Origin of the sequence: Rodentibacter genomosp. 1, assembly GCF_001999285.1 — a bacterium.
GTDB lineage: Bacteria > Pseudomonadota > Gammaproteobacteria > Enterobacterales > Pasteurellaceae > Rodentibacter.
The window spans coordinates 101673-114067 of the sequence record NZ_MLHN01000004.1; the positions used below are offsets into that span (position 1 = coordinate 101673).

At 40.7% G+C, this 12395-nt stretch carries 11 protein-coding genes; 2 read left to right on the forward strand and 9 right to left on the reverse strand.

Going from position 1 to position 12395, the window contains the following annotated elements; genetic code table 11:
• Positions 1–38: 38 nt before the first annotated feature.
• From tnaA to rbsD, 8 genes are all read right to left on the reverse strand, one after another.
• Positions 39–1460: a tryptophanase gene (tnaA, locus tag BKK54_RS02930; protein ID WP_077541352.1), complete on the reverse strand. Its 1422-nt coding sequence runs from the start codon at positions 1458–1460 to the stop codon at positions 39–41.
• A gap of 96 nt (positions 1461–1556) precedes the next feature.
• Complete coding sequence (tnaC, locus tag BKK54_RS12255; RefSeq protein ID WP_077434851.1) at positions 1557–1628, reverse strand: tryptophanase leader peptide; 72 nt, start codon at positions 1626–1628, stop codon at positions 1557–1559.
• Positions 1629–1781: 153 nt separating this feature from the next.
• Positions 1782–2798, reverse strand: coding sequence for a substrate-binding domain-containing protein (locus BKK54_RS02940; RefSeq protein ID WP_077541355.1), 1017 nt, complete (start codon positions 2796–2798; stop codon positions 1782–1784).
• A 28-nt stretch (positions 2799–2826) separates the two neighbouring features.
• Complete coding sequence (gene rbsK / locus BKK54_RS02945; RefSeq protein ID WP_077541357.1) at positions 2827–3747, reverse strand: ribokinase; 921 nt, start codon at positions 3745–3747, stop codon at positions 2827–2829.
• A gap of 74 nt (positions 3748–3821) precedes the next feature.
• Positions 3822–4700: a ribose ABC transporter substrate-binding protein RbsB gene (rbsB, locus tag BKK54_RS02950; RefSeq protein ID WP_077541359.1), complete on the reverse strand. Its 879-nt coding sequence runs from the start codon at positions 4698–4700 to the stop codon at positions 3822–3824.
• A gap of 9 nt (positions 4701–4709) precedes the next feature.
• Positions 4710–5687, reverse strand: coding sequence for a ribose ABC transporter permease (gene rbsC / locus BKK54_RS02955; RefSeq protein WP_077541361.1), 978 nt, complete (start codon positions 5685–5687; stop codon positions 4710–4712).
• A gap of 60 nt (positions 5688–5747) precedes the next feature.
• Positions 5748–7229, reverse strand: a complete 1482-nt coding sequence (gene rbsA / locus BKK54_RS02960; RefSeq protein ID WP_077541363.1) for a ribose ABC transporter ATP-binding protein RbsA — start codon at positions 7227–7229, stop codon at positions 5748–5750.
• Positions 7230–7242: 13 nt separating this feature from the next.
• Positions 7243–7662, reverse strand: coding sequence for a D-ribose pyranase (gene rbsD, locus BKK54_RS02965; protein ID WP_077541365.1), 420 nt, complete (start codon positions 7660–7662; stop codon positions 7243–7245).
• 225 nt (positions 7663–7887) lie between these two features.
• Between rbsD and BKK54_RS02970 the strand changes: the two genes are divergently transcribed.
• Both BKK54_RS02970 and BKK54_RS02975 read left to right on the forward strand, forming a co-directional pair.
• Entirely contained in the window at positions 7888–8610 is a 723-nt protein-coding gene (locus BKK54_RS02970; protein ID WP_077541367.1) for a lysine/arginine/ornithine ABC transporter substrate-binding protein, read from the forward strand.
• 128 nt (positions 8611–8738) lie between these two features.
• Positions 8739–10976: a TonB-dependent hemoglobin/transferrin/lactoferrin family receptor gene (locus tag BKK54_RS02975; protein WP_077541369.1), complete on the forward strand. Its 2238-nt coding sequence runs from the start codon at positions 8739–8741 to the stop codon at positions 10974–10976.
• Positions 10977–11087: 111 nt separating this feature from the next.
• On the opposite strand, the gene BKK54_RS02980 is transcribed toward BKK54_RS02975, so the two are convergent.
• Positions 11088–12266 (reverse strand): hypothetical protein, encoded by a 1179-nt coding sequence (locus tag BKK54_RS02980; RefSeq protein WP_077541371.1) that lies wholly within the window; start codon positions 12264–12266, stop codon positions 11088–11090.
• Between the last annotated feature and the right edge of the window lie 129 nt (positions 12267–12395).

Below are 12395 nucleotides of genomic sequence, written 5' to 3' on the forward strand. Positions count from 1 at the left end.
TGCAGCTCAAAATGAACTGCATTTTCTAGGAGAATTTTTTATGATTCCACTTCTTTCAATCGTGCGGTGAAATGACGTAAAACTTTCGGCTCATAAGTAAAGGTTAATCCTTTAATATTTGCCGCGTTTTCTTTCACTTTTTGGAAGGCTTCAATAATGAAATCCATGTGGGTTTGGGTGTAGGTCGCACGCGGAATCGTAAGGCGTAATAACTCGGCAGGACAAGGTAATTGTTCACCTGTTTTTGGGTCACGCCCTAATAAAAATGAACCAATTTCGACTGCTCTTATACCGGCAACTTTATAAAGTTCACAAGAAAGGGCTTGAGCAGGGAATTGTTCCGGCGGAATATGTGGTAATAATTTACCGGCATCCACGAAAGCGGCATGTCCGCCGGGTTGTTGGCAGGCTACACCAATGTGTTCAAGCCCTGCAACCAAATATTCAATTTGTGCGATGCGATAAGCTAACCATTCTTGACGCATTCCGTCACGTAAACCGATTGCCAAACGTTCCATTGCTCCGCCTTCTAAACCGCCGTAAGTCGGGAAACCTTCTTGTGCAACGCAAAGGGTGCGACATTCATGATAAACGTCTTCCATCGATTGATCTTTAAAGGCTAAAATTCCCCCCATTGGCACCATGGCATCTTTTTTGGCAGACATTGCCAAGCAATCGGCATAACGATAGCTTTCGTAAGTAATTTGTTCGATTGTCCAATCTTTATAAGCTTCTTCACGTTGCTGAATAAAATAGGCATTTTCAGCGAAGCGGGCGGAATCCATAATTACCGGAATATCGTATTTCCGTGCAATTTCATACATACCTTTTAAGTTAGCGATGGAAATAGGTTGTCCCCCGGCGGAGTTACAAGTGATGGTACAAACGATATAAGGCACATTATTCGCACCGACTTCTTGAATACCTTGTTCCAATTTTTCTAAATCAAAATTACCTTTGAACGGATATTTTACTGAAGTATCAAAGGCTTCTTTGATATAAACGTTACGCACCGTTGCCCCATTTATTTGGCTATGACCTTGTGTGGTATCGAAGAAATAATTGGAAAACACCACCATTTTGCGGCGATCTAAGCCTTTTTCACGCTCACGTTTGGCAATTAATACGGGAATATAAATTTGTTCCGCCCCACGACCTTGGTGGGTCGGAATGGTGTATTCATAGCCAAAAATTTCTTTCACGGCATTTGCCAAGGCATAATAACTACGGCTGCCACTGTAAGCTTCATCACCACGCAACATGGCAGCCTGCATATCTTGTGTCACCGCACCGGTACCACTATCGGTTAAAAGATCAATGAAAACATCTTTACTATCTAATAAAAACGGGTTCATTCCGGATTTTAAAATTGCCTCTTCACGATATTCTCGGGTGGTTCTTTTCACCGGCTCAATAACACGAATGCGGAAAGGTTCGGGTAAATGTTTAAAATTTTCCATAGCAAAATCCTCAAAAATTAATTTGATTAATGTAAGTAAAAGTTATTTTCTAAAATGAAAATAGAACGGAAGTAAATAGAAAGAAAGGAGGGTGGACTATGGAAAGTAAAAAGATAATCTTGGATCGATCAGTACCCAAGTTTGGTTCGGTGAAAGCAAGTTAAGCATATTAAAATCCTTTGTAAGAAAATAGAAACTTAATACTACTAACGACTTACTTCTGACTGCGAAGTTAGATCAGAATAATACAAAAATAAAATCTGTCATCTGTTATTTTCTTAATTTGTGAAGCTTGTCACATAATATTTGTAATGAAAAATTTTAAATAATTTTGCTTTGATCATTTATCTTTTTTATAGATTTTCGTAATTTTAGAGTGGGGCTTAAGGTTAGTGTTTGGTAAGGCTCATTCGGGTTTTTTATCCGTTGCAGTAATAATTCTACGGCGAGTTTGCCTAATTCGGCTTTGGGTTGACTGATAGTGGAAAGAGGAGGGAAAAGATATTGAGAAAGTTCAATATCATCATAACCAATGACGGAAATGTCCTGTGGAATGTTTAAACCTTGTTGCTGAATGATGTAGTATGCTCCCATAGCAATGGTATCGCTACAACAAAACACTGCAGTTGGGCGTTTGGTGGTAGCGAGTAATTTTTGCATTCCAATACTTCCCCCTTCAAAATCAAAATGGCTTTCAATGATCCAATCATTATTCAATGGGATTTGAGCTTCCGACAAGGCTTTTTTGTACCCTTCTAAGCGGTTTTTCGCCACTGATTTTTTAAGATTGCCTGTAATAATGCCAATGTCTTTATGTCCGGCTTCAATTAATGTTTTTGTTGCCAAATAGCCACCAAGTATTGAGTTTTCAAGGATTTTATCGGCATTAAGCTCTTTGAACCACCAATCCATAATCACTAAAGGTACAGAAATCGTTAGTTCCGTATCTGCATTAAAACGGCTGTCGCCACACATCAATAATAAGCCGTCCACCTGTTTATGAAGTAGTGTCCGTAAATTTTGCTGTAATCGTCCGGCATCACCACCGGTGGTGGCAATAATGAGATTGTATTGATGTTGTTGGCAATATTGCTCTACGCCTGCCATGACTTCGGCAAAGAAAGGATTATTGGTTGCAGTAACAAGTAACCCGATGGTTTTGGTTTCGCGTACTTTCAGGCTACGCGCTACGGCAGATGGGGTGTAATTCAGTTCCGCTACCACGCTCATCACTTTTTCCCGAATTTCATCACTGACAAATCGAGAACCGTTAATAACATGAGAAACCGTCGAAGTCGAAACCTTTGCCAATCGGGCAATATCTTTCATCGTTGCCATAAAAACACCCGTATTTTTAACCGCACTTTTAGTTTTTCGTGAGAAATTCTAAGGTTTCTTGACGGCTTGGAATAGAGGGTTGTGCGCCTTTGCGTGTTACGCTAATCGCCGCCGCGGCTTGTCCGAAACGAATCGCTTCATCAAGGGATTGCCCTTCCAATAAAGCGGTAATGAAACCACCGTTGAAGGTATCGCCCGCCGCAGTGGTATCCACCGCTTGCACGGAAAAACCTTTGATAATGCGATGTTCTCCCTCTCTGCTGATAAATACGCCTTTTTCGCCTAGAGTAATCATCACACAGCTTATCCCTTTTTGATGAAAAACTTCCGCAGATTTGACCGCACTTTGTTCATCCGTTACGCGTACGCCAGTCAAGATTTCCGCCTCAGTTTCATTTGGCGTGATAATGTCGATTAAGCCCAATAAGTGATCGGATAACGGTTGGGCAGGTGCAGGGTTTAACACCACTTGTACGTTATGTTTTTTCGCGATTTGTGCGGCAAGTTCTACACCGGAAATCGGGGTTTCCAATTGCATCAGTAAACAATCTGATTGGGCAATCCGTTCTTCAGCGTTACATACGATTTGTTCGTCTAAAAACGCATTTGCACCAGGGGCTAACACAATGCTGTTTTCGCCGGTTTGAGCCACTTGAATAAACGCCATTCCGGTCATTTCTTGCGAAACCGTGTTGATATGGGCAGTATCAATGCCGTCCTGCGTAAAAGCATTTTTCATTGATGTACCTATACCATCATCCCCAATGCAACCAATAAAGGCGACATTTGCTCCTAATCGTGCTGCGGCAACCGCCTGATTTGCCCCTTTTCCACCATAGGCGATGTGATAATTTTTTCCGGTGAGGGTTTCCCCCGGTTTGGCGAAATAAGGCACGGATATGACATGATCGGCATTTATACTGCCAAGAACGGTAAGTTTTTTATTCATGTTGAAACCCTTATTGATTGTTGTAAATTTACTGCCACAAAGGTTTGTGGCAGTTATTGTATGTGATGACGTAATTATTCACTAATTACTTTTAAATCTACTGGAATTTTAGCGTCCACTTTTTCGCCTTTTAAGATTTTATCGGCGGTGATTATACCCAATGATCCAATCAAATCCGGTTGTTGTGCAATAGTGGCGGCGAGTTTACCGCTTTTTACTGCTTTTATGCCATCATCTGTGCCATCAAAACCCACAATAAGCACTTTTTTATTGGAGGCATTTACTGCTCGCAATGCACCTAATGCCATTTCATCATTTTGGGCGAAAATCGCTTGTACCTCTGCTTTGCTGGCGAGGAGATTTTCTGTTACGTTTAACCCTTTGGTTCGATCAAAATCAGCAGGTTGGCTGGCAAGAACATTGAATTTATGGGTTTCAATGGCTTGTTTGAAACCTTCCCCACGTTCACGTGCTGCAGATGTACCGGCAATGCCTTCAAGTTGAATCACTTTTGCACCATTACCTAGTTTTTGGGCAATAAAATCCCCTGCCATTTTACCGCCGGCGACATTATCTGAAGCGATATGGCTCATGACATTTCCTTTTGTAGCACCACGATCTAAAGTGATAACCGGAATGTTATTACGGTTTGCAATCGCAACTGCATTCCCCACTGCTTCAGAATCGGTCGGGTTGATTAACAGCACTTTTGCACCACGGACAGTTAAATCTTCCACATTAGCCAATTCTTTTGCCGGGTCATTTTGTGAATCAAGCACCACAAGTTTGTAACCTAATTCATCGGCTTTTTGTTGTGCGCCGTCTTTTAATGTGACGAAGAACGGATTATCCAAGGTAGAGACCGCTAAGGCAATGGTGTCCTGTGCGTAAGCTGTGCCGGAAACGGCTAAACCTAATAATACGGCGGAACTAAGTGTGGTTAATTTTTTCATAATTTCTCCTTAAAGTAAGTTACAGTTTTTTGTACCAAGATAGTTATCGGCTAAAACGGCAACCAGAATAACCAACGCTTTTGCTATCATTTGATAGTAAGATGAAATATCTAATAAATTCAGGGCATTATTTAAAAATCCGATAATTAATGCACCAATGAGCGTTCCCATTACACGACCTTTGCCGCCCATTAAGCTGGTTCCGCCTACAACGACCGCCGCAATCGCATCAAGTTCATAGGATACGCCGGCGGTAGGTTGTGCGGAAGATAAACGGGAAGTAACAATTAAACCGGCAAGGGCGGATAAAAAACCGCTCACAGCGAAAACAAACACTTTGATTTTATTAACATTAATACCGGAAAGTTGGGTGGCGGATTCGTTACCGCCAAGGGCATAAATATAGCGTCCGATCGGGGTGTGTTTCAAAATATACCAAGCCACCGCGAACACCACCGCCATAATCCAAATCGGCACCGGAATTCCCAACAGATAACCCGTACCAAGGGTAGCAAATACATCGGCGCAGTCAGAGAATCCCGTTGTGATCGGGCGACCCTCCGTATAAACCATGGTTACGCCGCGTAATAACGTCATCGTAACAAGAGTGGCAATAAAAGCTTGCACTTTCCCTTTGGCGACAATCATCCCACTGATGCCGCCAAGCATTGTGCCGAGTAACAAGGTTGCTGGAATGACCAGTAAAATCGGTAGTTCAAGGCTGACCATTGAAGCGGCAATGGCGCCGGTGAGTGCCAAAACCGATCCCACAGAAAGATCAATCCCGGCAATTAAAATCACGAACGTCATTCCCACGGCGATGATGGCATTCACAGAGGTTTGACGCAAAATATTCAGAATATTATCTACACTGAAAAAATTCGGATTAATCATCGACACAATGGCAATGAGAATAATCAGTGCAATAAAAGAACGTTGTTCAGTCAAAAATTTTCCAAATTGGAAACGGGAAGTTTGGGTTGTCATCATGTTTACCTTAAAAATTTATCCGTAAAATCGACCGCACTTTTGAAACCGACTTTAAGTCTATTTGCCAATGGCGGCGGCGAGTAATTTTTCTTGTGTTGCCTCAGAACGAGAAAATTCTGCACTGATTTTGCCTTCTCGCATAACCAAAATGCGGTCGCTCATACCAAGCACTTCCGGCATATCGGATGAAATCATCAAAATGCTCAAGCCGTCTTTTTTAAATTCGTTGATCAGCTGATAAATTTCTTTTCGTGCGCCCACATCTACACCGCGTGTCGGTTCGTCTAAAATCAATACGTTTGGGCGGGTCATTAAACCGCGTGCAATCGCCACTTTTTGCTGATTGCCGCCAGAAAGCAGCCCTACTTGTTGTTCACGACTTGGGGTTTTAATGTTAAACATCTCAATAAAATCGTCCACTGCCATGCTTTCCGCTCGGTGGTGAATTGAACCTTTTTGAGAAAAATGCTCAAGTGCTGTAAGCGACATATTTTCTTTTACAGACATCCCTAAAATCAGTCCGTCACCTTTGCGATCTTCAGAAATATAGACAATGCCGTTGTTCAAGCCGTCTTGTGGCGTGCGATTTTCAATCTCTTGATTTTTTAACCGCACTTTTCCGGCAGTTTTTGTTAAAGCACCGTAAAGTAATTTGCCAAGTTCTGTTCTGCCCGCCCCCATTAATCCGGATACGCCCACAATTTCGCCGGCATAAAGTTTAAAAGAAATGTCATCAATACCACTGCCACTGATATGTTCGACATTCAATACACAGTCGCCTTTTTCTTGTGGCAGGTGCGGATATTGTTCGTCAAGGCGGCGACCCACCATCATTTCAATCAACTCATCTTCAGTCAGATCTGCTACTGCCTGTTCACCGATGAATTGCCCATCACGTAAAACAGTAACGTCGTCGCAAATTTGGAAAATTTCTTTTAAACGGTGGGAAATATAAACAATGCCGTGTTTTTCCGCTTTAAGCTCATCAATGACCTTGAATAAAGCCTCCGTTTCCGTATCGGTTAAGGCATCCGTCGGTTCATCCATAATGATAACCTTAGATTCAAAACTTAACGCTTTGGCGATTTCCACCATTTGCTGTTCGCCGATAGAAAGTTCGGAACATAATTTTTTGCTACTATGGGTTACACCCAAACGTGCTAACAGTTTGTCTGCTTCGGCGTGCATTTTTTGCCAATTAATCGCCCCCCAGCCTGTTTTAAATTCACGTCCAAGGAAAATATTTTCTGCAATACTGAGATTGCCTACTAAATTAAGTTCTTGATGAATAATGCTAATACCGGCTTCTTGAGACGCTTTTGGCCCGTTGAACGATACTTCGTTACCAAGATATTCAATCGTCCCAGTATCTTTGGAATAAATACCGGTTAGCACTTTCATTAAGGTGGATTTTCCCGCACCGTTTTCGCCCATCAATGCCATTACGCGGCCGGCATACACTGACAGACAAGCGTTATTCAAGGCTTTCACACCGGGAAAGGATTTATTTACACCGCTGATTTTGAGTAGGGTTTCCATCATTTTACCTTCGTTAAAACGGCACGCCGGAATATAAAATCACATTGGCATAAGGCGAACATTCGCCGCTGCGTACAATCGCTTTGCTATGTTGAGAATATTGCTTAAAGGTTTCGTGTGGCACAAATTCCACCTGAATTTGATTGCCTTGAGCGGTTTCAAGTTGTTGGAGTTTCGCTAAAAGTGCGGTCAATATTTCAGGATTTTTTTGTTTGATTTCCTCGGCGATCAAAGCACGTTCCACAAACATTTCATTTATGACAACATCAAAGGTTTGTAAAAAACTTGGCACACCGGCGGTAAGGGCTAAATCTATACGTTCCACATTTAACGGAATCGGGAGTCCGGCATCACAAATAGTTATGCTGTCGGTATGACCTAAAGTCGCAATGCTATGAGAAAGTGGTGCATTTAATAACATTGTTTTTTTCATTGGAAAATCCTTTTTAGGTTTATCGAAACGTTTCGATGATTGGATAATAGAAGATGTGAGTAAAAAAAACAATGAGCAAATTTTAAATTTGAGACAGCGATCACAGAATTTTTATGCCATAATCACACCAACTTAAAATAAGTTGTTATGAATATTTGTTGAATAAATATGCAATATTAATTAATATATATTCAGATTAAATCAAGCAAACATAGGGGGATAATAATGAAGAAGCAACTTTTACTTGGTATTTTTATCGGTGCAGTGAGTGTTATTACTCATGCAGAGGAATTAACCTTCGGCACAGAGCCCAGTTATCCACCTTTTGAAATGACAACAGAAAAAGGTGAACTGGTGGGATTTGATATTGATGTTGCACAGGCAATTTGTAAAGAAATTCAAGCCACTTGTCATTTTAAAACCTTGCCGTTCGAGGCATTAATTCCTAGTTTGAAAGCAAAACGCTTTGATGCGGCGATATCAGCGATTGATATTACGCCTGCCCGAGAAAAACAGGTTTTATTCAGTGAGCCTTATTATGATAGTTCCGCAAGCTATATTGCATTGAAAGGCAAAGGAAATTTGGCGACGGTGAAAAATATTGGCGTGCAAAATGGTTCGACTTTCCAGCAATATACCGTTGCCGAAACCCCTCAATATTCACCGAAATCTTATGTGAATTTGCAAGATGCAATTTTGGATTTGCAAAATGGGCGGATTGATATTGTGTTGAGTGATACGGCATTGTTGGCAGATATAATGAAGAAAGAGCCAAATATTGAATTTGTCGGAGAAAAAGTGACAAATGAAAAATATTTTGGTCGTGGTGTTGGGATTGCTTTACACAAATCCAATAAAGCCTTACAAGAACGTTTGAACCAAGGTTTGAAAACCATTAAAGAAAATGGCGAATATCAAAAAATTTATGATAAGTGGATGACAAAATAATCAATAAAACTGATAAAAAATTGACCGCACTTTGAGTATTCAAGTGCGGTTTTTTTATTAAAAAAACCTGAAATTTTTTTAAAACTCAGTATAATGATAATTGTTATCAATAATAAAAAGGTTGTTTTATGAAAAAAGTAAATAAAAAAACGAAAATTGCAACATTGGTCACACTTTGCTGTGCCTATCCAACGGTATTTGCACAAGAGCAGGCTGTTGAAAAACTGGATGAAATCGTTGTGGCAGATACAGAGATCAGCGATGCATTAGTCAATACTCATCTTTATCGCCAACAAATTTTCTTAAAACAATCTCGTGATGTTAAGGATTTGTTTAAGGATAAAATGGATGTGAATGTAAGCCAATTACAAGGTACACGTTCCGGTGGGGAAGGTGTGAATATTCGTGGTTTACAGGCTAATCGTGTAACCAGTACGGTTGATGGGATTCCGCTTCCGGAAGCACAGGAAAGCAAGCACTTTATCTCTTATGGTGTGGAATTTGGTCGTACTGATTATATTGATGTAAGTGGGTTGCGTAGTGCAGATGTACAATATGCCGGTTCAGCAAATAGCCTTTCCGGTCAAGTTAATTTTGCAACGCTTGAACCATTTGATTTATTAAAAGGTAAAAATATAGGTGGTTTTGTCGGAACCGGTTATAACAGCGTGGATAATTCCGTTTATGGTTCTATTGGTGGAGCGGTAAAAGTGGGTGATTATCAGGGGATGGTGATGACAACCTATCGAAATGGCGATGAAACCAAAAATAAAGGGAATAATGGCGGAACGGGAATTGATCGTACAGAGCCAAATCCTGCGGATATTCACAATAACTATGTACTGACCAAGCATTATTATCAACTCAATGAACAAAATCGCTTAGGTTTGACGTTTGAACACCAAGGTAAGAAAACCAAAACCAATTTATTAACCCTTACGGATACCAATATTGATGCAAGAACCGGTGTACAAACACAAGGTAATGCAGTAGATCGCATAAAACGTAGCCGTTTTTCTATTAGCCACGATTATAATAATGAACATGGTTGGCTACAAAATGCGAAAACCCAAATTTACTATCAAGATGCCTCAACTGAAAATGAGCGTTATCGCTTAGGTGAGAGAAATTACCGCCAAGAACAGTCAGAAGTGAAACATAAAAGCTATGGGATCACGAGCAATTTAATGACTTATATTGACGGCAATATTCCACAAGTGCTGCGTTATGGATTTAGTTATCACCATACCAAAGGATCGAATTATCTGCATTATGAACGCCCGGCTTATGGCAATTCCAGACAGGCTTATTTTGATGGAAAACCGACTTCGGATACCAAACAGGATAAATTTAGTGCCTATATCGAAGATGAAATTGCCTTCGGTAAATTGGTGGTGACACCGCAAGTGGGTTTTATTCACTACCGCGTGAAGCCCACTTCTAATGATAGCGTCATTGCTGAATTTAGACCGGAGAAACGTTCTGAAACAAAATTTGCCCCGAAATTAAGTATTGAATATCGTGCCATTCCGGAATTTACCCCTTATATGCAATATTCTCGTGGGGTGAGAACACCATCGACACAACAATTAACCTCATATTTCTTCGAAAGTGTGAGTTATTTTATTCCAAGACTGGGCCCTCAAACTGCAAATGTCGCCGTGGTGGGGAATCCGAATTTAAGCTCAGAAACAGCGGATAATTTTGAAATTGGATTTAAAGGTGAAAGTAGTGCCTTACAATATTTAGTGACCGGTTATTACAACCGTTACCACAACTTTATTGATTGGGTTGCGAAACCAACAGCCGGTTATACCAGCTTTATCCAATACGATAATTTGGATAAAGCCAAAGTTTACGGGATAACAGCGGATGCTAAATGGAATTTCTATGAGGATTTCTATACTACGGCGGGGATTTCCTATTCACGTGGTAAAGCAACCAATAATGGCGTAACCACCCCAATTAACAGCATTCAACCACTCAAAACCAAACTAGGATTGGGTTACGAAGGTGAAAAATTTGGTGCAAATATCCAATGGACTTATAGTCGTGGTAAATCAGACAAAGATATTGAGCAATCTTCTGCTTATCTCTATAACCCAACCGGAGGTTACTCGCTATTTGATTTAGGGATTTATTGGAAACCGACCGGAAATCTCACTTTTACGGCTAATGTCAATAACTTATTCGACAAAAAATATTGGAATTGGAACGATATTTCCTATCTTGCTTTATTGAGTAAAGCGACACAGGATCAAGGTCGCCCGGCAGCCAGTATCCCACTTGCAATAACTTCGGCAAATGCTGATCGCTACAGCGGACCGGGACGTAACTTTAACGTAGGTATTCGTTACGAATTCTAAATAAAAAATGACCGCACTTTGAGTATGAAAGTGCGGTTTTTTTATGTGTTTTTAATAGCTTGATTGAGTTAAAAAATAAAATATCGGTTTATTATATTTATAATGAACAGATTATTTATCTTCAACGACCCAAACTTGCCCATTTTTAAGAAGTAAATAGACGCGTTGATTATCAGCTCGTGTTTTTTCAATGGGGGCCGGCAATTGGGTTTCTAAGGGGCGCAGTTTGCCTTGTTTATCCATAATACTCACCTGCTTATAGCCATAATGGGGAATCACAGCAAATTGCTCAGTTTTAGCGGTTAAATCAGTTTCATACTTGCCGTATTGATGGTTGCTGAACCCTTGACCGATAATTTTTTCTTGCAAGATTTTCCCTTCTTGTTGATATTCAACCAGTTTTCCAACCAAGTGGGGCATTTGTACTGCATAAAGGGTTTCACCAAAGTGAAAAGGAGACTGCCAACGGTGTGAAGGGAGTGGCTGGCTTTCTGCTAGTAAGGTTAAGGCATCATTTTCTATGCCGATTATGGCTGCTTTTGCTCCCATTCCGCCACCGGAAATCGTGGTTACTAACAGATTTTTGCCATTTTGATAAAGTGAAGCGAGCTGATTGGCTTCAAAGACAAACCCTTCTTTTAAATTAAGCATTGTGGCTAATGGCGTTAATGAATGGCGTTCAAGATAGAGTAAATCCGTGGCTTCCCATTGATCCCCCAATGCGGCATGTTGATAGCGTTCGCTATCAGGCGAAGCCAATACGGCGATATGCCCTTGTTTTTCATCTTTAGCGGTGAGATTTATTTGTATAGGGTGGGCATCGGGTAAAACTGCTTGGTTGGATGTAGCGGTAATCACTGCTTGATCCCCTTGAGTTTCAATGCGTGCAAGTTTATGAATATTCCCCTCTTTGACTACACCAATGGTGGCAAAGGCCAGACCGATCATACCGGCATTTTCCGCCATTGGGATTTGAGAGGAATAAATTCTATCTTTTGTCCATAATAAAAAATTCCCTTTGTTATCGCTGAGGGCAATGCGCCCATAGTCGGCTTTTGGTGCAATGTCTGACGAAGCATTATTCAATAATAACTGAGAATCAGTTTGTTGCGTTTTCCATAGCTCGCCTTTTTGTGTAATGACAACAAGCTCGCCATCCTCTGTTGCCTCAATTTGGCGAATATCATGGATTGAGTTGGTAGGGGCATAAGGAGTGAGGGTGATCTCGGCATATGCGATATCGGAGAATAAAATGGATATTAAAAGAGGGATAAGGTGATTTTTTTTCATATTTTGACGTTTGTTCAAATTAAGTGAGGGGGAAAGATTGTACAAAATGATTGTGGTGATGACAAAGCCTATATCAGGTGATATTTATGATGAATTCTAAGGGAGAATAGACTGCTCTTTGTGTAAAGT